17 protein-coding genes are annotated in these 21,833 nt (G+C 44.4%); 5 read left to right on the plus strand and 12 right to left on the minus strand.

From position 1 onward, the window contains the following. Positions 1-3 precede the first annotated feature (3 nt). The 4 genes from AAAA78_RS14625 to AAAA78_RS14640 are packed head-to-tail and all read left to right on the plus strand — an operon-like array spanning position 4 to position 6,079. Positions 4-1,347 carry a cytochrome P450 gene (locus AAAA78_RS14625; RefSeq protein WP_340592782.1) on the plus strand — a complete coding sequence of 448 codons (1,344 nt, stop codon included), beginning with the start codon at positions 4-6 and terminating at the stop codon, positions 1,345-1,347. Then, positions 1,344-2,510: an MFS transporter gene (locus tag AAAA78_RS14630; RefSeq protein WP_340592783.1), complete on the plus strand. Its 1,167-nt coding sequence runs from the start codon at positions 1,344-1,346 to the stop codon at positions 2,508-2,510. Before AAAA78_RS14625 ends, AAAA78_RS14630 begins: the two co-directional genes overlap by 4 nt. Beyond that, on the plus strand, positions 2,494-3,351 hold the full coding sequence (locus AAAA78_RS14635) for a hypothetical protein (RefSeq protein WP_340592784.1): 858 nt from the start codon (positions 2,494-2,496) through the stop codon (positions 3,349-3,351). Before AAAA78_RS14630 ends, AAAA78_RS14635 begins: the two co-directional genes overlap by 17 nt. Before the next feature lies 1 nt (position 3,352). Next, complete coding sequence (locus tag AAAA78_RS14640; protein WP_340592785.1) at positions 3,353-6,079, plus strand: phosphoenolpyruvate synthase; 2,727 nt, start codon at positions 3,353-3,355, stop codon at positions 6,077-6,079. Positions 6,080-6,127: 48 nt separating this feature from the next. Here the strand turns inward: AAAA78_RS14640 and AAAA78_RS14645 are convergent, their stop codons facing one another. The 12 genes from AAAA78_RS14645 to AAAA78_RS14700 form a co-directional block, all read right to left on the minus strand. Next, entirely contained in the window at positions 6,128-7,339 is a 1,212-nt protein-coding gene (locus AAAA78_RS14645) for a hypothetical protein (RefSeq protein WP_340592786.1), read from the minus strand. 160 nt (positions 7,340-7,499) lie between these two features. After that, a complete protein-coding gene (locus AAAA78_RS14650) occupies positions 7,500-8,681 on the minus strand; it encodes a PA14 domain-containing protein (protein WP_340592787.1) in 1,182 nt (393 codons plus the stop codon). Positions 8,682-8,795: 114 nt separating this feature from the next. After that, entirely contained in the window at positions 8,796-11,762 is a 2,967-nt protein-coding gene (locus AAAA78_RS14655; protein ID WP_340592788.1) for a tail fiber domain-containing protein, read from the minus strand. Continuing rightward, positions 11,759-12,325, minus strand: coding sequence for a hypothetical protein (locus AAAA78_RS14660; protein ID WP_340592789.1), 567 nt, complete (start codon positions 12,323-12,325; stop codon positions 11,759-11,761). The genes AAAA78_RS14655 and AAAA78_RS14660 overlap by 4 nt, the downstream gene beginning before the upstream one ends. Positions 12,326-12,430: 105 nt before the next feature. Then, positions 12,431-13,309: a hypothetical protein gene (locus AAAA78_RS14665; RefSeq protein ID WP_340592791.1), complete on the minus strand. Its 879-nt coding sequence runs from the start codon at positions 13,307-13,309 to the stop codon at positions 12,431-12,433. Positions 13,310-13,387: 78 nt separating this feature from the next. Next, positions 13,388-14,485, minus strand: a complete 1,098-nt coding sequence (locus AAAA78_RS14670) for a DUF3419 family protein (protein WP_340592792.1) — start codon at positions 14,483-14,485, stop codon at positions 13,388-13,390. A 9-nt stretch (positions 14,486-14,494) separates the two neighbouring features. Next, positions 14,495-15,559 carry a hypothetical protein gene (locus AAAA78_RS14675; protein ID WP_340592794.1) on the minus strand — a complete coding sequence of 355 codons (1,065 nt, stop codon included), beginning with the start codon at positions 15,557-15,559 and terminating at the stop codon, positions 14,495-14,497. Next, positions 15,559-16,257: an outer membrane lipoprotein-sorting protein gene (locus AAAA78_RS14680; RefSeq protein WP_295905087.1), complete on the minus strand. Its 699-nt coding sequence runs from the start codon at positions 16,255-16,257 to the stop codon at positions 15,559-15,561. Before AAAA78_RS14680 ends, AAAA78_RS14675 begins: the two co-directional genes overlap by 1 nt. 9 nt (positions 16,258-16,266) lie before the next feature. Beyond that, entirely contained in the window at positions 16,267-18,396 is a 2,130-nt protein-coding gene (locus AAAA78_RS14685) for a dehydrogenase (RefSeq protein ID WP_340592796.1), read from the minus strand. Next, positions 18,371-19,390 (minus strand): SDR family oxidoreductase, encoded by a 1,020-nt coding sequence (locus tag AAAA78_RS14690; protein ID WP_340592797.1) that lies wholly within the window; start codon positions 19,388-19,390, stop codon positions 18,371-18,373. The genes AAAA78_RS14685 and AAAA78_RS14690 overlap by 26 nt, the downstream gene beginning before the upstream one ends. A 13-nt stretch (positions 19,391-19,403) precedes the next feature. After that, the gene (locus AAAA78_RS14695; protein WP_340592799.1) at positions 19,404-20,402 is read right to left on the minus strand and encodes a diacylglycerol/lipid kinase family protein; all 999 of its coding nucleotides are present in this window, start codon (positions 20,400-20,402) and stop codon (positions 19,404-19,406) included. A 203-nt stretch (positions 20,403-20,605) separates the two neighbouring features. Then, entirely contained in the window at positions 20,606-21,481 is an 876-nt protein-coding gene (locus tag AAAA78_RS14700) for a helix-turn-helix domain-containing protein (RefSeq protein WP_340592800.1), read from the minus strand. 139 nt (positions 21,482-21,620) lie between these two features. Between AAAA78_RS14700 and AAAA78_RS14705 the strand changes: the two genes are divergently transcribed. Next, positions 21,621-21,776 carry a hypothetical protein gene (locus AAAA78_RS14705; protein ID WP_340592801.1) on the plus strand — a complete coding sequence of 52 codons (156 nt, stop codon included), beginning with the start codon at positions 21,621-21,623 and terminating at the stop codon, positions 21,774-21,776. Positions 21,777-21,833 lie beyond the last annotated feature (57 nt).

The following is a 21,833-nucleotide window of genomic DNA, read 5'->3' on the forward strand; positions in this document are numbered from 1 at the left end:
GTTATGAGCAAAGTACCAGGACCTTCATTTTTAGAATTTGCGGCGAACACTCACAAACTTATCTGGAATCGCCTGGAGTATCTTGAAGAAACTCACCGCAAGTACGGCGAGATCGTCAAGCTTCCCTTTGGTGTGCGCACGAGCTACATCATTTTTCACCCTGATTTGTTTCAGCAGGTTTTGGTAAGCCACCACAAAAAGTACTGGAAAGGTCGCACCTTTGAAAAAGCCAGCGGCTATCTTGGAAAAGGTCTTGCTACCAGTGAAGGCGAAGAATGGCTGACACAACGTCGTAAAATGAATCCGCATTTACATCGCGAAGCCTTAAGCGGACTTTCGGAACTGATGGTTCACAACGTCGATAAAATGCTGGATCGTTGGGATGAAAAAAGAAAAAAAGGCGAACTGATTGAAGCCACCACAGAATTCCAACGACTTGCGATGGAAATCGTGGCTCGCGCTCTTTTAGGTTCTCAAGTTCCTGAAAAAGAAATCAATGACATCATTGAGGCTTTCAAATACGCACTTCAATTCACTGTCGATCGTACTCTGAATCCCTTGGATATTTCCGAATCTTTGCCTTTGCCTTCCAATATTAAATTTAAAAAGGCCATGGAATTCTTAGACAGCGTCGTTTACCGCATGATTCGCGAAGAACGACAAAGAGAAAATCCCTCAGGCACTTTGCTTTCAATGCTTGTCTATGCTGAAGATCCTGAAACAGGCGCAAGAATGACCGACAAACAACTTCGCGATGAAGTTTTGACGATGTTCTTGGGCGGTACAGATACCAGCGGCAACACAATGAGCTGGACTCTTTATAATCTTTTTGCCCATCAGGATATTTATCAAAAGGCCGTAGCCGAAGTCGATACGGCTTTGCAAGGTCGCTCACCTGGTTTTATGGATTTGCAAAATCTTAATTACATCAAACGTGTGATTGAGGAGACTTTACGCCTTTATCCTCAAAACTACATCATGTCTCGCGACAACCTTGAAGAAGACGTGATTGGCGGTTACACCATTCCAAAAGATTCTACGGTATTTTTAGGAGTATGGGTGGCGCACCGTCGAGGTGATTTCTGGGAAAATGCAATGACATTTAATCCCGATCGCTTTTTACCGGAGAACCTTAAAGGACGCCATCAACAAGTTTACATTCCGTTCGGTGGTGGTCCCCGTAAATGCATCGGTTTTCAGTTTGCATTTATGGAAATGACTTTTGCGATGAGTCGCATTGTACAAAGATATAAATTTGAGATCACGAATTTTTCGCAAATCAAACCAAAACCGACTTGGTCTTTATGGCCAGGCCCGACGATGGACATTAAAATCACACCGCGATGAATTGGAAAAGTCTGACTCCCCTTCTTTTGATTGTCTTTGTCGACATCCTCGGAATGATGATGATCATTCCGCTTTTGCCGTTCTTTGCGATCAAATTGGGAGCCAGCGTCTTTGAAACCGGAGTCATCACCGCTTCCTATGCAGCGATGCAAATCATTTTCAGTCCTGTATTAGGCCGTCTTTCAGACCGTTTTGGTCGAAAGACTTTGTTACTTTTAAGTCAGTTCTTTTTGGCGAGCGGATTTTTCTTTCTCGCTTCAGCGCAAACTGTTGGGTTTGTTTTCTTTGCACGCATTCTTTCGGGCATTGGCGCTGGAAATTTATCCTTGGTACAGGCCATGATTTCGGATTCCACAGCGGATGAAAACAGAACCAAAGCTTTCGGTCTTTTCGGTGCGGTTTTTGGTCTCGCTTTAACCATAGGCCCTGCTATTTCAGGAGCTTTGGCGAAAATCAATTGGTCTGTGCCGATTTATTCTAGCTTCGCGCTTTCTTGCGTCAGTATTTTGCTAACAACCGTCCTGCTTCCCAAAGGTCTTCCATCAAAAGGAAAAGGTCCGGCGTTAGGAAGCGTTGTCAAAAAGTTTATTCTTCAACCACGTCCTCGCCAGTGTTTTTTACAGTTTATTTTCTTTTTCTGTTCGTTTGCTTTTCTGATTTCGGGCTTGGGCCTCATCATGGAAATGCGCTTTACCAACAGTCATGGAGAAAAATACGGCCCGTCTGAAATCGGTTATCTTTTCGGAGCTCTCGGGGTCATCGGCATCGTTATTCAAGGTTTTATGCTTCCGAAACTGGAAAAACGTTTTGGCGATAAAAATCTAAGTTCTACAGGTTTCATTCTTACATTGCTGGGCTACGTCGGTGTTGGTCTTTCCCAAAATGTTTTTATATTTTTTGTGGCTTGCGGAGTTTTTGGAATTGGCAACTCTTTGATTCGTCCGACGGTGACCAGCCGACTCACCAAAAGCTTGCACAAATCAGAAGAAGGGTTGGCGTTGGGGTTTTCTAATTCTCTTCAATCCTTGGCCCAAGTTTTATGCCCCCCTTTAGGTGCTTATTTTATTCAACAACAATGGATTCCTCAGTTGGGTCTTCTGATGGCGGGACTTTCTTTATTAGGATATTTTGCGGGAGTAAAACAGTATGACAGCGTGGCTTAGTTTTATAAAAGAACGTTTGCCTTTGGCCTCTTATGCGCTGATTGTTGGCGGCTTTGTCATGACAGCAAAAGCGGTGATGCAAACGCCGTGGACGTGGAAACTTCTCATTCCTTTTGTCGGTTTGCTTTTTTTCTTTATTGAACTTCGTTTGATGGACGAACTGAAAGATTATTCAAAGGATGTGGTGGCTCATCCGCAGCGCCCTTTACCTCGCGGACTTGTCAGTGTTGCTGCGATGAAAAAAGTCGTTAATGCTGGGCTTATAGTGATGTGGGCCTTTGCCGGACTTTCTTTTTTGTTAAATGGTGCTTCGGCCATTACTTACGCCTTGATCGTTCTGTATCTTTATTTGATGTATAAAGAGTTCTTCGTCGGTGAAAGTCTTGCGAATAAACCGTTTCTTTATGCGTGCACTCATCAGATTATTATCGTTTTGCTTTTAGTCTATGCCGCAGCTTCTTTAAATCCTGAAGCCATTCACTCGGATTTGGCTTACCTTGCGGGCTTTGTGATCTTGGGATGCTTCTTTACTTACGAAGTCGCACGTAAAATGGATCCAAAGGCGCATCCTATTCTAAAAACTTATTTGTCTGTCTATGGCAGAAAAGGTGTCGCGGTTATTCTTATCTTCCTGCAGCTTGTAAGCTGGATCGCGGCGATTTTGATGAAAGAACAAGTTGTTTTATTTGGTCTTATCGCGGGCTCCGCTTTGTTGCTTCTATCTTGGTTTGCCTTTATGACAAACGAAGCAAAGTTCAAACTTGTCGAAACTGCAGGAACTCTGTGTCTGCTTATTAGTTTATATGTCATTCCACTCAGCCTTTGGCTAACAAGAGGTTAATATGAAACGAATTTTTACTTCTGAAGACACTCTTGATGTATTCAAAAAATCCGGTGGAGGAAAAGCCTATAATATGGCTCGCCTCACTCAAAAAGGAGTTCCGGTTCCGGAATGGTTCTGCGTCAGTGCAGAAGCTTATGAAGAATTTATCTCTTCAAACTCTTTAAATCCCGACAGTCTGATTGATCCGACTCAGTTAGGAAAAAGTGCCGAGAATATCGAAGCCGCTTTTTTGAAGGCGCAGATTCCCTTGGCCTTAATTAAAGAAATTGAATCCAATCTTACAAGAACGCAGCTCACTACTCAGTTCGTAGCTGTGCGATCCAGTGGCCTTGATGAAGACTCGGCACAGAACTCTTTTGCCGGGCAATTTTCGTCCTATCTTTTTCAAAAAGGAATGGATGCGATTTCATTGTCTTTAAAAAAATGCTGGGCTTCCGCTTTTTCAGAGAGAGCTCTTGCCTACCGTATTGAGCGAAACATCGGAATCAAAGGAATTTCGATGGGCGTTATCATTCAAAAAATGGTGAATGCTGACGCAGCGGGTGTGGCATTCTCTAGAAATCCAATCAAAGCTTTGGACCGCGATCATCTTTTGGTGAGTTCCGTCTGGGGACTTGGAGAAGGTCTCGTGAGCGGTGAGCTTGATGCCGACCACTATGAAGTTCATCGTAATGATCTTACTTTTAAACCTCATATCGTAGATAAACCCGAGGCCCTTCGCCAAGCCCCTGAAGGTGGATTGGTGAAAACACACGTCGAAGCAAACTTAGTCAAAGCTTCATCATTGACAGACACTCAGGTAAAAGAAGTTTCTAAGCTTACATTGGAATTAGAAAAGAAATTCGAAGCGCCTCAAGATTGTGAATGGGCTTTTGAAAACGGCAAGCTTTACTGCGTGCAAACCCGCCCTATCACTTCATTGCCGCCTGAAGAATTCTTCGATGCGCACATCAATGGCAGCGAAGCCACTCTTTGGGATAACTCAAACATTATTGAAAGTTATTCGGGTGTAACGTCCCCACTGACGTTCAGCTTTGCGAGCCAAGCTTATCGTCAAGTGTATATTCAATTCTGCGAAGTGATCGGTGTTCCGCAATCTTTGATTGATAAAAATGAAAAGATGTTCCGCAATATGCTGGGTCTGATTCGCGGGAATATCTATTATAACTTGATCAATTGGTACAAGCTGATCTTGATGCTTCCAGGATCTAGTGACAATAAGGCTTTCATGGAAACAATGATGGGGGTTAAACAAGGATTAAAACCTGAGTTTGCCCATCTGTTTGATTTTATGAAAACACCGGTGCGTTATTCGCCTCCTCATAAGGCATGGCTTTTGACGATGACGTTGTGGCGCTTTTTACGTATCAACAGCATTGTGACTGAATTCCAAACTCATTTCACAGCGACCTACAATGACGCCCGCAAAAAGAACTTCCGCAGTATGTCTTTGAATGAACTGCGTGAGTTCTATGAATATTTAGATGGCGAAGTTTTGCGAAACTGGAAGGCGCCCATCATCAATGACTACCTTTGCATGGTCTTCTTTGGTCTTCTTAAAAAACTCACAGAAAAATGGGTGGCTGAAGGCAATGACGGAGCTTCTTTGCAAAACGACCTTCTTTGCGGTCAAGGTGATCTGGAATCCACAGAGCCGACAAAAACTTTGATGAGAATCGCAGCTTGGGTTGATAAAGGAAATCCCGCTTTACGCGAATGGATTTTGGCAACACCGATTGATGTCGCTTGGAAAACACTCACTGAAGGAAATCATCCCGAGTTTAAAGCCAAGGTCGACGACTTCCTGGACAAATATGGCTTCCGCTGTATCAATGAACTAAAACTTGAAGCGCAAGATCTTCACGACGATCCGACTTTTGCGATTGGTGCCATTCAAAGCTACGTGCGCATGAAATCTTACGACATCGAAGAGATGGAAAAGCGCGAGCTTGAAATCCGCCATAAAGCTGAAGCTCTTGTAAATCAAAAGCTTTCGGGATTTAAACGCTGGTTCTATTTTAGAATCCTAAATCAAGCCCGCAAAGCGGTTCGCAACCGTGAGAACCTGCGCTTTGCCCGTACCAAGATTTTCGGTATCGCCCGCCATCTATTCAGAGGCATCGGCTACCAACTCACTCGCTTGGGTCAGCTAGAAAATGAACGCGATATCTTCCTCCTCACTGTTGAAGAAATCATGGCCTTCATTGAAGGTCGTGCCGTTTCCTTAGAGCTTCGTAAAATCATTGAACTTCGTAAAGAAGAGTTCAAAGGTTATGAAGAATCTCTTCCACCACCGGATCGCTTTATGAGTTTCGGTGCGGCCGGTGTGGCGTGCAAATTCCCGCAAGTTCTTACCGACGGCGATTTGCTCCGCGGAGAAATTCCGCAATCTGACGATCCCAACGTGCTTTACGGAGTTCCGTGCTGCCCAGGTGTGATTGAAGGTGTCGTTCGTGTTGTAAACAACATGAAGGATGCAGAAGGATTGAACGGAGAAATTCTCGTTACAGGCAGAACCGATCCAGGATGGGTTCCACTTTACCCTTCTTGTTCAGGACTTCTCATTGAGCGCGGAAGTCTGCTTTCTCACTCGGCCGTTGTAGCCCGCGAATTGGGACTTCCGACGATTGTTGGGGTCTCCGGAGGACTAATGACAAAACTAAAAACCGGACAACGCGTGCGAATCGACGCCGGAAAGGGCGAAATCCGCATTTTGACAGAATAAAAAATGGGAGCTCAAAGCTCCCTTTTTCATTTCATCTTTAATTACAAACTAAAGTGACAATTGGCCTTTTTCGAACTGATCAAGACCCTTCATGATCTGCTTCATCTGATCACTGAAAACTGTTGAAGGCTGATCATCCAACTCTTTGGTCTTACATGGAACAGCACCAACAATCGCTTTAAAGGCGTTGCATTTTATCGTCGTGAAGCACGTCGTATTTGTACAAGCTACGGCATCGCCTTGGAAGAAATTAAGCGTGCGGTTGGATTCAAATGTTTTATTATCAATAGCCTGCGCACATGCATTTCTTCTGTTCCCGCTCTTATCACCTGGGCACATCCAGTCTTTTACAACGGAAAGAACTTCTTCACGTGAAGATTGCAAAGAAAGTGGTGTGATAGAAGGAACTAAAAGTGTGTAATGAATCAAAGCTTGAGGAATCAAGCTGTCCACTGTTGAAAACACCTTATAGAAACCCAAACCTTTGCTGAATTTACCGAAGCTATCTTGATAAGCGGCGTTCACAGGTTTTAAACGCATGCATTTAAGACTTGTGCACTCAATGCTACCACGAGTGATACGCGTCGTATTTCCAATACGGCTATAGCCTTCTGGATATTGGCCGACATCATGATAATACCACTTGCCATCTGTCATCATTTCTTGGAAATCGGCGGCATTGAAACTTCCAAACACCGGACGACGCCACATTTTTGCAGCCGCGGGAGCCAAAAGCCATCCTGAGTTGCAAGAATGGAAAACAACGAAGGCATTCGGAGCTAGTACGCTTCCGATCTGTGGAAACTCTGCATCTTCTTGATCTAAGCGGTCCGTCTTAGATTGCAAACGGAAACCGTTGTAAGTGTTGGCGTGACCAAAGAACTGTAACGATGTCACAGGTGAATTCAAATACTGGAGAGCTAAAACCAAACGCCCTTTTTCAAGGTCGTCTTTGTCGGCTTTGCGGAAACCAAAACCTGCTGACGCCAGCATGTTTTTCTCATTTTCAAACGACTCGTTCACCGCACTGATAATGACTCTTTGTCTTTGTGGGAAACGATCGCGAGACACCTTTGCGGCTAAGATCGCGGCTTTCAAAAACTGCGTGCCTTGATCGTTACCGAAGCCTGCGACGAAGACATCCGTAGGAACACCTGCGCGAATCTGCGCCGGCTCTGAAGCGATAAAATAGGCTTTACTGTGTTGAGACCAAGCCCCCGCTACGATAAGGAAGGCTCCTGCTAAAAGCTTTAGGTTCATACAACCCCACTTGTAAATTAAAGTGGGGGCATTCATATCACAGCCGCAATAAGACCTAAAGAATCAGCGACATTTTTGGGCTTCGCTTGTGAAAAGACTTCAATGACGTCTCAGAAGTGTCAAAACTGTGTACACTTCTGAGACGGAATTAGTGAAAAATCTATGGCAGCAAATTGATAAATGCGGTCATAGCCTCATTGCCTTTTGCATCTTTCGAAATCGCACGCACTTGATAATAGATACCGTGAACAAGTCCGGAAATTTCCACTGTGTGATCTGTGAGAAGATTATTATCCACCTGAGTGAAGATCTCTTCTCCTGTGTAGATATTCACGATATGCAGCTGACTACTTGCGGGAACTGTGGTTTTCCACGTGATTGTGGCATTCGGCGCCACGGCGGAAGTCACTTGGAAATCGCTGATAGCCAATTTTTCTTCAACGCAAGGATTCTGCTGTCTTTCAGGCATTTTGAAATTGCCCGGAGCTACAACGTTCCAACCACTCTTCTCAAGAATAGTCATAGCCGGCATTCTTTTGCCATTGCTAGAGTTAAAGAAAAAGTTATTGGTCGAAATACCACAAAGCGAGTGATGCGAAGGTTCTTTCCATGAGTGCGCTTTTTTATGAAGTTTCCAAATAAGAACGTTGGCGATGTGATAGCGAGGTCCCTGATAGTAAAGAATTTTTAAGGGCACTTCAGAATCTTTTTTTAAATTGATCGTACGATAAGGGCAGCCCATGCGAGTCGAATGGTTGCCGTCGTTGTTGATCAACTCATTCCACTTATCACCTTCTTTAATAAAAACGCGGGAGCCATCATCCGACAACGTCGCGATTTCATAATCACCTTCTTTATCAGCGTCTGTGAGTTTTAAGACGGAAGTATATTCTATCGCAAAGTTTTCGATCAGCTTGTTGCCCTGAGAATCCGTGAGCACATCGCCATTTTGCGCAGAAAATCCCTCTGTAAACGGACGCGTAGGAACGTTGACGTCAGCGAAATACAAATTCTGATCCAGCTTCTGGCCTTTGTTGTAGTAATCCAAAACGCTGTTCACCTTCGCACCCATTTCAGGCGTACGCAGAATAAGCTTACCTAAAAGACCCATTTCAGGAGAGGAACTGGAATTATTTGAAAGAGGATCACACACGGTATTTGCCGGATCTGCAGGAAAATCTATCGAACCTATAGAGGAACCCGTATTCGTGCGGCTAATTCCGGAGAAAGAACAGGAAATCTTTTTTAACATTCCTTTTCTATAACGAATGTCATCTTGTTGATTCTTTGCCTGCACAGACAAAGAAAATAGAAGTGCCGCGATAAATAGTGATTTTCCCATACAACGTCCCTCTTAATCTCTACTTATAATTTTAACAAAACTGTAAAAATTATTAAAGAAACCTGGGAGCAACGTTCGAGTATGAGATGAGAGAGTCTCAGAGCGAGATTCTAATTATTGAAGACCTAACTTTTCTTTGATCATCTTGAGATCTTTTTTCAATTCTTCATTTTCATTCTCAAGAGTCCGGATGCGATTTTCTTTTTTGCTGTCCGCTTCTTCCAAAGACGCAATTTTTCTTTCAAGCATTTTAACTTGTTCTTCATTGGCTTTGCACATGCCATAAAGTTCTTTAGTTGATTCGATCAGCGGTGCAACGAGCTTACTATAGCCAACCGTTTTATAACCGTTAGTTCCTGTTGTCACTGCTTCTGGATAAACAGCTTCTACTTCCTGAGCAATAACACCGATGTCATTACCATCCATGAATTTCATAGATGGAAAATCTTCTTGTCTCCATTGGAACGAAACACCTCTGAGTCGAAGAATTTTCGCCAAGGCTCCTGGCAATACCTCAATGTTCTTTTTATATCGTCTATCGGACGTTGTTTGCCATGCCGATGTTCCCGCAGCAGGACCATTCACATGAAGCGTATAACCCGGACTCGTTATACCGATTCCCACATTACCATTTGAATCAATACGCATTCTTTCTGCCTGGTTTGTGCTACCAATCGGCGTCGTACTAAATGTCATATAAGTCGGAGTACTCGATCCCCCCCAACTCCCAGCGGCTTTAAACTTGATGGTGGCTTTTTGACTTGGCCAATTGGCGCCATCGTATCCGTCTCCCGAAAGAATCAAGAGGGTGTTGTCCGGGGCAAGAGCATTCGGCGCGGCTCGCGTCCCGCCAGAGCCAGCACCATAAATAACAGAGGCGCCACCGTAGGTTCGTAAATCGATATTTGCACCATAACCGCCTGTAGTGCCGGTAAATTCATTCCAAATCGCAAGGGGTTGTCCCGGAGTGTTCGTGCCAAGGCCCAAGTTACCAGCCGGATCAATGACAAGTCTTGGATTAGGTCCATTCACGATGGCAAACGACCCAGAAGCCGGAGAGGAACTTCCCGTGCTGTAAGATCTCAAAGAGTAAACAGATGTTCCTGCGCTATCGACGATATTCATTCCGGAAAACAGCGTTGAGGAACTTTTCACGCTTAACGCAACAGGCGTCGTGCCTGTCACATCTAAAGGAACTGCGGGATTATTTGTTCCGATTCCCACATTGCCACCGGTATAAGACACATTAGCACCCGACGTGACCCACTGAGAACTCACAGGCATAGCCGTGTTACAAATAACAGAGCCCGTTCCGTCTGATGTACACATTGAGTTATTCGTAATGCCGCTTACACCAATCACAGGCACACTGCCCGAAACTGAACCTATGTTTTTAACTGCGGCGCTTCCCAAACCCAAATTTACTTGAGCGGCCGTCGGCGTTGTCGCTCCTGTACCACCGTTTGAAACGGCCAATGTTCCTGTAATGTCAGAAGCTAAATTTAAAACTGTGGGAGACCAGTTCGTTCCATTATATCGCAAAACCTGCCCCGCGGTCGGCGCGGTTGCATTCACATCCTTGCCTTGAATTTTAACCACGGAAGGATTTGGATATGATCCTGAAAGATCTCCACCGGCTGTTCCACCTGGAGAGACTCCACCGAGTGTTATTTGCGAAGCCGCCGTCAAGCGACCTTGAGCATCCACAGTGAATGTAGGAATTTGCGTAGCAGAACCGTAGCTTCCTGGTGTCACCGCAGTATTTGTAAGAGAGATAACTCCAGTAGAAGTGATTGTTCCGCCCGTTAATCCCGTCCCAGTGCCGACGCTCGTTACACCACTGGCTGCGCCGGAACTTAGAAGATCCCAAGTAGAACCGTTATCTCGATAGATTTTTTGCGTGTCCGTTGCAACATACAATCGACCCGCCGTGCCCGCCGCACCTTTTGACGTGTCGGTTCCAGATTTAATTCCCGGAGTGCCACCGTAATTTTCAATTCCATCCGTAATTCCGTAACCCGCCAACGTCGTAGGTTTTCCACTCGTGATTTTTGACCAATCCAAATTTGGAATGTCACTTACTGCAAGAGCATTCACCCCCGCAGTCACCCGACCTTTTGCATCGGTTGTCACTTTATAGTAACTGCCGGGCGTTCCCACATTCGTGAGCGACAGCGCACCTGAAGATGTCAGAGTGGCATCACCAGAGACAGGCACTTCAGTGGCCACTCCTCCAGGGCTACCCACCCAAACATTTCCGGTAGACAGAGCCGTACCTAATTTCAAATTAAATAAGTTCCAATCGCCTGCACTGAGATAACCATCAGCTCCAGCACCTGCTTTGGGAAGATTCAATGCCGGGGTCGTAGCTCCGTTCGTAACAGTCAAAGGAGCGTTGGCTGTCACATTCGTCACTGTGCCACCACCTCCGCTACCTGTCGCAGCGATCGTAATAGATCCTGCACCACTAGTCACTGCGATACCGGAACCCGCGATGATATTACCAGGTTGGTAAGTGGCTCCGTTGGCAATGAGAATTTGTCCATTCGTTGAAGGCGTCGAGAAAATATTTAAAACAGATTCGATTCCCGTTTGCGTGACCGTGCCATTTATCTGAACAAAATCAGAAGGCCCCTTATCCGCTAGCTTTTGAGAGTTGATGGCAAACGGAATATTACCAATCACAACATCCGGCGTGAGATCCGTCGAGCCCACTTTGATGTGCAAGGATCTTGTCGCAAAACCACTCACACTGACGGGGCTTGCCCCGCTACACTCGATACTTCCAGAAGAAGCGAAAATACGAGCAGCCGTATTTGTTGTTGTGTCTGTCCTTGATCCTGATCCGACAACTACACTGAACTCGCCTTGTGATCCTGGAGGGACTGTTTGTGTTTCTTCATACACAATACAAGAAGAGCCATAGATCACTTGGAAGGTCACAGTTTGTGCCGTCGTAATCGGCGTACCGCTGGAGTCTGTCAACACACCTTCATAAGTAAAAAGAGAACCTGGTGACGGTGCTACCGCTTGTGCTTGAGAAACTAAGATCATGGTGAACAAAGAAAGAATTAACTTCATTGAGTAATCCTTCCTTTAAGAGTAAAGCCACCGCCATTAGCTATGTGTTGATCTTGCGAACGCACGCGTCCGTGCAAAATCAATCCTGTTCCCGTTTGCGTTTGTGAGCCTGCGAGAACTTCTTGGCTGATCGGTGTCGAAGGTGAATACTTCACATTCACCGTGCGGTAAATCCAACTGCCAATACGTGGAAGCGCACGAAACTTTACAGAGACCACTTGGCCATTCGTAAAACTCATTCCACTCCACGGAGATTTCGTATTTGAAAGTGTCACGGTAAACGCGCCGTTTTCACATTTCGATTTTGCCGAAGGATCATAAGCTGTGGGTTGCAACCATGTGGCTCCGCCATCAAAACTCATTTCCACTTGTCCAACAAACGCAGAGCAATTCGCCTGCAAAGGAACGGAGTGCATGCTTGCTGTCACCACATTCGTGGTCACAAAATCAAAGCCATCAATCGAACGAAGGATAGAAACCGAGGGAGTCGTGTCAGAACATCCGACAAGAAATAGTAAAAGTGGCGCTAAAATGTTGATTTTACGAACGTCCCATTTGTTCATGACCCTTTAAATATCGGTATTTTTTAAAGGGCCCTTGAGTTTCAAAATGAGACTCTTAAATAGTACTAAGGATGAGACGAACTCTGTCTCAATTATGTTACAACTCTAGAATACAAAGCGACCTGCGAGGCCAAAACCATAATCTTCGTAAGTATCGATTTGTAGGTCTTGCTTGTTCATAAGACGGTTGTATTGGGCTTCCGGGAGCAACTCAAAACCAGGAACTATTTCAAAACGACCGGAGACATTTAAAGAAGCCATCTTGATGTCAGAATATCTTCGTGTTGTGGTACCAAATTTATAAGTCGTAGAATCTGTGGAGTTGTAACTCAGTTCAATATTAGGATGAGCGATATTGTTAAATTCCACGAAAGTCGCTAATTTAACTTTGCTTCCGCCTGACGATTTACCCGCCGTCGTCATTCCACTTTCTGTATTTTCAGCATCACCTTCAAAAGGAAAGTCCAAAGCCACAAGCGCTCCGAAAGACACATTTTCTTTAGCATTCACCAAGCCCGCTTCGACATGAGGAGTGATACGTCCTGTTGAAACATTATCCTCATTTTTGTCCTCGTTAAATTTTCTTTTTTCTGTTGGTAGAGATAAAGCCATATTGGTGAAAAATGTGATGTTATCACGACCATAAGTTCCCTTATAGCCTACTCTTATATCCGTAAGACCCTTTGATTTTGTGGTAATATCTGTCGCCGAGACGTAGTCCATTTTCGTCTCTGACGAAGCGTAGCCCAGCGTGACACCAAAGGCATGTTCATCCGTTGTGCCGTAGTAATAGCTACCGATTACGGCGTAACCATTTAACTTTGCTTCTCCAATGGTATCAACACCCGCTTTTTGATAAAGGTACGCCACACCTAAAAGTATTTCGCTCTCTCCTCCATTGGGAGAAAGATTTTGCGACACTTTCGTGGCAGCTACCGAAAAAGATGAAATGAAAAAGACAAAAGACACAACGGCAAGTTTCATAAAGCTCCCTGTACACTCGTCATTGTTTACTACGTTTGCAAAAAAGTGGACTGCTTTTTAAGGCAGCCCTCTGTTCGGCTAGCTCTTCATGAAGATATGAAATTGATAAACACCGGTGCCGTCTTTGTTTTGCGCCCACTGATCTTTGTCAGCAAGGGCTTTCCACCCCGTCACATCAATAGCAGTCGGGGCGCGCATGAAAGAACGAATCACCATTTGGCTTCCGGATTTGGTTTCTTTCGAAAGTTTCTGCAAAATCTGATTGGCATCTTTGCCATCCAGATAAGAAATCGTGTCTGACAAAGAGATGAAATCGTACGGATGTTGCGGCAAATGCTCTAAAAGATTTCCGTTTAAATAACGTATTTCGGTTTTCGATTTTTTAACGGCCTCAACGACATGTTGATGTGCTTCCAGCGGAAGGCCTTCTTCGTAAGCAATTCTTCCTAAAAACAAAATCTGCATGAAATAGTTTTTGCGCACCAATTGCGTTTTAAAGATGCGACTAAATTCTTCCATAATAAATTGCGATGGAGAACGCTGCTCGGTCTTATGCTCGGACTTTCCAGAGAAATGTCCTTTATATAAAAACTTATTAAAAACGTACTCGCTGGCCGCGACACGAATAAAACTGTTCCAGCGAATTTTTGGCCAGTATTTTTCATAAAGCTCAACTTGTTCGTTAAGTGATTGAGCCTCAAAGACTTTGCTGAAATCGCATTGCAGAACTTCTCTAAATAAGTATCCCAATTTTTGAAAGTGAGATTCCCAACGGCCGAGCAGAATAAAACCGTGTGGTTTCCAGCCTTCTTTACGCTCAACCCAGTAGGACTTCGCCTCTGCAGACAATGTCAGCTTATTAAATAAAACCTCTCTGTCATCGCCGGAATCACTGCCACCTTGAAGAGCTCCCCGATATCCCATCAAAAAAAGATATTCTTCGTAAGTGAGCGTCTTCATCGCCTGCAAACGCAGTTCACATAAATAAAGCTGACTCACCGACATATCGATGACGTCTAAGTATTTGGGATTTTTCGCAATCAAAGGCAAACAGCGTGCGCCCGAACCCGCAATACTGAAAACTCGTTCCGCGCCTTCGGGTAAAAGGTCAAACTCGATGCGTGTGTCTTCGTTCGACAAAGTGTAATTCAAATCTGAAAAGTATTCTTTTGCCACACGTACTCCTTAAAATGCTAGATTGCCGGTTAATTCAAAACGCACACCCATCACAAGTCCCCCGGTGATGTCTTCGTAGATTTTGTAAAGGCCTTGTTTGCCTTCATAATTTTGCACAAAAGCCGATGCCGTAAAATAATCTGTGAGATTGTATCCATAGCTGGCGCTCACAAAAGCGTCCTCACTCTTAGGATTTTGATAAACCTGCATTTGGATATCATGACGATTGGGATTCCACTGCGCCGTCATATAAAACGCCGTTTGCGCTTCGTTTTCAGTAAGCCCGTTGACTTCAAAATAACTGATCTGCGGCAAGATGATCCAATTTCCTAAAAATAAATCACAGCCAATATTTGCAAACATTTGATCGCGTTTGACTGGCAAATTCGGAGTGGTGTCATTCATATAACCCACTTCAAACTTCGGCACGGCGGTATCAAAAGCGTAGTTTCCTGAAAGACCATAATAATATTTCTTAAGGACTTGAGCGCTCATGGCCGAAAAGCCAAAGCCCCCCATATTCCATTTCACACGGCCTCCGAAGCTTGTGTTCTTTTCATTTTCCGTTTCAGGAATGGGAACCGGATAGAAATTTTCTGCAAGCTCTCCAATGCCAACTAATTCCACCGAGAAGTTTTCTTTCGCATAAGAAAAAGAGGCTCCCGTAGAATGTGTTAACTGATCTGAAAGAGGATCAAAAAACAAACGATTAAAACGACGGCCCGTCCACACATCTAATGACGGCAAGGTCCAACTTTCGCTCCAACGCAATGCTTGCCTTCCGACACGAACAAAAAACGATTCTAATTTAAATTCGAAATAAGCTTCTTGCAGATATCCGCGCGAAGGAGATCTGCGAATGAAAGCCTGATCTTCATTGCCCTCGAACTCGCCAAAACCCTCCACGAAAATTCCAAAAGGTCCGACATTGGAGTTTAGTTTGGATTTCACCACCAAACGATTGGCAAGCTCCTCTTCTTTTCCTTGTATATAGTCATAGCGTGCAGCACCCGTGAGGTCTGCGCGCGCAATGACCGTATTCAATAAAAGAAAAAGAAGAACGCCGAAACGCACTACTTCATGCTTTCCATATTACGAACTGTAAAGAAGGAATCCGGGTAGTCTTTTTTATTCATCCCCAGGATACGGATGTAACTGACTTGTTTATTGGTATCTTCGATTTTCAAAGTGCCCGGGCGCATAGCACCTGCAATATTTTTATAATCTTCAAAACTAGCACGCTTTAGAACCGTCTTACCATTCAGACCCAAATACTCTGCACGCAAGGGTTCAAATGAGCCTTTTTTAAGCCACAAACGAATCCAGGCATAAGTGAGATTGTCTTTATTGCCTTTTAAAAGAAGCTGCACTTCACTTGCCGTTTCACCTTCTTTTGTGACGGTATAATCCCCGTACCAGCGAGTTCTTGAAATATCCCCGTTAGCCACTTGGCCCGAAAGTTTTTGCGCCAAAGACAAACGCATCGAACGCTTTAAGTTCGGCACATAGGCATGAAAATCACGATCGAGCATCAACATATTGCGGCCTTTATCGCGCGCAGGCTCTTTGGTCACAATCAAGGTTTTATCTTGTCCTTTTAAATACACTTGAAACACAGAGGTATTTTCAGAAGTTTCAACTTTGATTTTCATTTCATAAGACGCGGAAGGATTGCGAATATTGTCGGCCTTCTTTAGCCACTCTTCCGGATTTTCCTGAGCCCCTGCTTGGACGGAGAACGCAAACGCGCACAAAAGTAAAAACGTCTTCATGACATCTCCCTATTTTTTTCTTTTTGATAATGCCAGCTGTCTTGTGAGTTCAATTTCTTTATCGGTAATAATACCTGTGTGTCCTTGGATCTCCGCCAATTGAACCCCATGACGTTGAGCCATTTTATAAATCTGCTTCACCTTGTCCCACTCTATATCGCGTCCCATAGTGAAAGCTTCGTATCGTTTTTCCAAAGTTAAAAGAGCTGTCTCTGCCAAACAAGCATAGACCGTGTTCCCCGGAAGACCAATATCACACGTGAGCTGAACGGGACCCGGCAAAACAAGTTCGCCGGATTCAATGATTAAAACATCGGGACGTTTTTTTGCATCATCAATGTCAAAATCCAAAGGACGAGAGCAGTCACAAACCACGGCTCCCGGTTTTAATTTCATCACATCAACAATTTTGTGATCTATCGCCGAAGTCGCTGTCACAAGAACGTCCGCTTCACCGGCCAGTTCGTTGGCGTCTGTCGTAACGATGATTTCACACTTTGGAGACATTTTCTCGATAGCTGCTTTGAGTTCCAACAGACGCTCCATACGAGGAGCAACAAGGCAGACTTTTTTAAAGACAAGGCCTAAAAGTTTTGCTGACACTTGACCAATGGAGCCCGTGGCGCCAATGACCATGGCCATTCCATCAACCAAACCTGTCTCTGGATCATTCTTAAGAAGACCCATTTTTTTAACGACGTCGTTTAATCCCCACAAAGTGGCCGAAGCACTTAAGCTGTTTCCTGTAGTGACCGGAATGGGACTGTTTTGATTGATGGTAATTCCCTGATCGCCCACAATTTTTGTATAGGCGCCAAGACCGATCATTTTTGCACCGCGATTGGCGGCGTCGTAACAAATGCTTTCGATCTTTTTATAAATCACTTCAGGGTCCGTGGTTTTTAGAACCTTCGGAGTCGCCGGTAAAGCATAAATAATACCGTTGATCTGTTGTCCGGTTTCTTCGCTGATAATATTTTTAATATGACCGTAAACGAAACTCGGCGTTTTTGCGAACATGCGATCAAATGGATCATTCCACTCTTTAGGCATGTGCTTAAACATCGATAAGCCCGGCGCACGCAGAATATCTCGATGTGAAAGAGCGTGAACGACGAAAGCAAAGTCAGGTTCTTCACGACGCAGAACTTTACTTTTAACGTTGTTCATCCCTTGAGAAATCTTCATCTGCGTGGAAGTTTTCTTCGTCATCACGTATTTGCGTGCTGTTTGGCGAATCTCGGTGTCTTCAGTGATGAGTTGTTCCCACTCTTCAATAGAAAGTGGTGCCGTTCTTCCATGGGACAAACGCAAAGTCGCATCCAAAACCGAATAATTCATGTACGGATGAATACGATAGCTTTCAGGGAACAGATTTATGATGCTTCTTGGAGAAAATTTGCGCGCTTCCTCTTCCATCAACGGATGCGAAGACCAAATCACCAAGTCTTTTCCGCGCACAAACTCTGTTGCGGTATCAAAAAGCAAAAGGAAAGGAAGATCGCAGAAAACATACTGAATGTTTTCAACTTGCGCCGCCAAAGTTGAGCGACTCATTTTTTGGAGCTTTGTTTCAGCCAGCGGTGTGTTCTTACGAAGATCTTTAAAGTTGGCGACATTAAGGACCAATTTCGAAAGAGTCATCAGTCCCGGAAAAGGTTGAATCAACCAAGGCACACCCAAAAGAGAATACGCATCGCCAATGTAAACCGACTTGCGGTAACGATCGCGGATGTATTCTTCAAGCTCCGTAGAAAAAACCGCCGATGGGAAAAACACGCCGCGCTCAGGCTGAATACTCCCTGCTTCAATATGTTTCACCAATGAATTGATATTGGCGATTTCACGCAAGCCCGTTCCATCACACAAAGGCACTGGAGAAGGAATGCCCATGATTTCCAAATATTGCCGATGCACGTAGCTTTTCTGATCAAGTTTAATCACGGGTGGCAAACTTGTTAATGCAAAAGCATCGACTTGGTTGCGAAGGGTTTCAATCAAACGACGAACGGTCTCAACGGAAAAATTCGCACTGAATCTTTGAACTTCGAAGTGTTTTCCTTCGAAATCAAATTCATAAGCCGTATCCCAATGAGGACGACCAAAACTAATCTCAGCGATCCGATACGAATTTTTCATAACCGCTCCAGAAAGTTTGTTCGTATTCTTTAAACTCAGGACACCAGTTCTCCCCTAGGATTTCACGCGTCGTTTGCGTGTCATAGATTGGGAAGTTCATCAGATAATACAATTCTTCTTCAGGAAACTTTGCGAGGAATTTCGAAACTTTTAAAATCAATGCCTCAGAAATCTGATCAACCAAGACGACACCCTTGTGGGGAATAGCTTGGTTTTTCAGTGCCGAAATATAAAAATCTTTTGCACCAAGTCCGTAAGTCGGTGTGACGTGATAGCTCAGATACCCTTGTGGCTTGTCTGCCAATGTCCACTCGCAGAATTTCACAATCGCCGCCGCCGCTTTATCCACAGGAACTAATGGCAAACGCACATTGGGATTTCCTGGAAGAGGCACAGCTGTAGGGAAAGATTCAATCACCGTTCTAATTTTCTTAAAAGCTTCAGCGGCATAATAAGGCCCATCGATACGTTCGATGCTTCCTGTTTTCGTGTCGCCAACCAAAACTCCCAAGCGAAGATTGATACGGCCTTTGACGTTTTGTACGGGCCAGTTGTGCAGAACCTGCTCTCCTAACGCTTTGGATTCAGAATACGCATCAGGAAATGGTTTTGAAAAATTCAAATCAAATGGTTTTACAGAAGTGAGACTTGAGTTCACTCCGGCAGCGACCGTGCTTGTATTTAAGAAAAAAGGAATGTTCAAAGCTTCAGCGACTTTCAGTGCTGTGCCCATGGTCGAGATATTGTGTTGGTAACAATCGACCTTCGAAGCTGTCAGGTCATAAAGACCCGCCATATGCAGAAACAAAGAATATTTTTTATTTTTGAGGAAATCGAAATCGAGTCCCGCATTCCACTGAGTTAGATCGCCCTGGACTTCTGTCTTGCCCGATCGGGAAAGCACGTCCACTTCGAATTTTTCACGAAGAAGAGGAATGACTTTTTTCCCGAGAAAACCTGTGCCTCCGGTTACAAGGATGCGCGGTCTGGTCAACGAAGACCTCCAGTTATTGTCTTACCATGACAGGAAGTCCGCGGTGTATGCAGCGAACAGAAATCTCCTGAACATCTCTGAGCAGGATCTCGCCATCCCCAAAAAAAGTCAAAGAACGACCTGGGTTCTGGCTCTTTAGTCTGAACTCTTTAAGTTCAAATGATTTGAAAATCGGCGATTTTTCTACACTGCCACGACGAATGTGCAAAGCTGCCAATGTGTGTTCAGGAGCGTTTCGTGATTCCGAAAGAAGCAGATTCACAGTTCCATCGGTATTTGAAGTGTATGGCGCCGGCAAAAAGCTCGCACCAATGCTCTGTTGATTGTTGATCAATACGATGGGAGAGGATGTTTCTACGTTCACTTTACCGGGGATGGAAATTTCTAGACCCCACCCGTCTGGATTCCAAGTACGAATCGCTTCTGCGGTCATCATGGAATACACACTTGGTCCCATTTTTTTAACGGCGTAATAACTTTTCTCTGCAAGGAAGCGGAAGGCTTTAGCCGTTTTCGGACAGCTCGCCAGATTTTGCAGATTGGATCTGAATTTATTAGCGAGTTCCGCCGCCATCGCCGGAAGTCCAAGACCTCCGTTTGTCAGCATGTACTTCTTAAGATCTCCAGAACCGATTTCGATGACATCGATGTTTTTAACAACACCTTCAAAGATATTGCGAACGGCGTGATCAATACGGTGAGACACGCCAATTTCATGAGCCAAGTCATTAGCAGTTCCCGAACGAACAATAGTGATCGGCGGAATTTGAGTGAGATCCTGACATTTCATCAGACATTGCAAGGCCACATTGATCGTGCCATCACCACCACAAATAATGATTGCATCCGTTTTTTGTTCTCTTTCCTCATGCAGGAAGTCACACATCTCCGTCAGCGTCTGCGGACGGCAGAAACGAAGGTCACAGCGGAATAAAGATTCACGCACCTTCGCTTCAATGAGTTCTGCATTCACAGAACCTGCTTTTGAGTTAATAAGAACGGACACTCTCATAAATTTTTTGACTCCGATAGTTCGGAAGAGCAAGTACCGTACCTACCACGACTCAGGATGAAACATGAACAAATTAGAACTGGCGCTCTAGAATGCTGCGTAAATCGTCACTTTGGCACCGCTGTCTAGGGAGTTGACGATTTGCAGTGACACCACACTCAGATCTTTTTCGAAGTCATTTACCAGGAAATATTGCGAAGTTTTTAAGTTACTTTCTTTGCGTATTGCCGAAACGCAGCGGGAGTTTTCTGCGTTTTCATTCGGAAAAACCGCGAAAAATAATTGGCGTCTTGATAACCCAATGCATCTGCAATTTCGGTGATAGACAAATCCGAATAGGCTAAGAGCCGTTTGCTTTCCAAAATCAAACGCTCTTGAATCAAAGCACGCGCCGAACGCCCTGTCATTCGCGTTATCTTCATCGTTAAAGCTTTCGCAGTCATCCCCAGTTTCTTCGCATAGAATTCCACTTCATGCTCCACGCGATAGTTGTCTTCAACGAGATTTAAATATTTTGTCGCGAATCCTTCCACTTGTGACATCGCAGATTCTTTTAATTCACTCCATCGCGAAAATTCGATCAGCAGCAAAAACAAAGATAGAGAAAGCGCCATTTCATAGTCGCGTTGTTTTTCTTCATATTCCTTAAGTAAGGACTCACAGTGATTTTGCAAGTTCAACAAATCCGTTTTGGATTTTACCAAAAAACTATCCGACAGGTTTTTAAGCAGATGTTTTATCTTCGGTGCATAGACCGGTAACGAACTTAAAATATCCTCCTCAAATTCAATCACAAATCCCTTGGAGTTTTTATCTACGACCCACGAATGCACCTGAGCCGGTTTCATCAAAAATACGCGGCCTTTCTCGATGGGATATCTTTGAAAGTCGATCTCATGCCATCCGCGCCCTGCTGTCACGATGACCAAATGATAAAAACTGTGTTTGTGCGGAAATGGCACAAGAGGTTCAAAACGATCTTCAAATCTTTGAATTCGAAGTGGCGTTTGCAGATTTCCAACGACGCCAAAGGCGTGCATAGGGTGGAGTTTTAATTTGTTTGGATTCTGAACAGGCATGACTTTTCTCCTGCCCGATTCTAGCAATAATTCTTCGTTTTGGAAATAAAATGGGAAGTTTGTGCTATCCTTCAAGAAGTGAGTCTCTACCCCTTTCACTATCTTCGCCTTATAATGAGCAGTGAAAGGCAGGTGACCTATGGAAAGCTGGATCATCCTTGGTATTGGTGCCGTGTCGATTTTTTCTGTGATCGTGTATCTCTTCTTTATGTTTTTTCTTCCTGAATGGGTCGGTATTACGGGTACCGTGGCAAAGAAGGCCATTGAAAGCCACGTCGAAAAGTCTGACGAATAGTTCATATATTCATCTCAGCTTGAGAAGTTAACGCGCTTCCGGAACATGCCGGAAACA

The organism is Bdellovibrio sp. BCCA, assembly GCF_037996825.1.
In the GTDB taxonomy this organism is placed as follows: Bacteria; Bdellovibrionota; Bdellovibrionia; order Bdellovibrionales; family Bdellovibrionaceae; genus Bdellovibrio.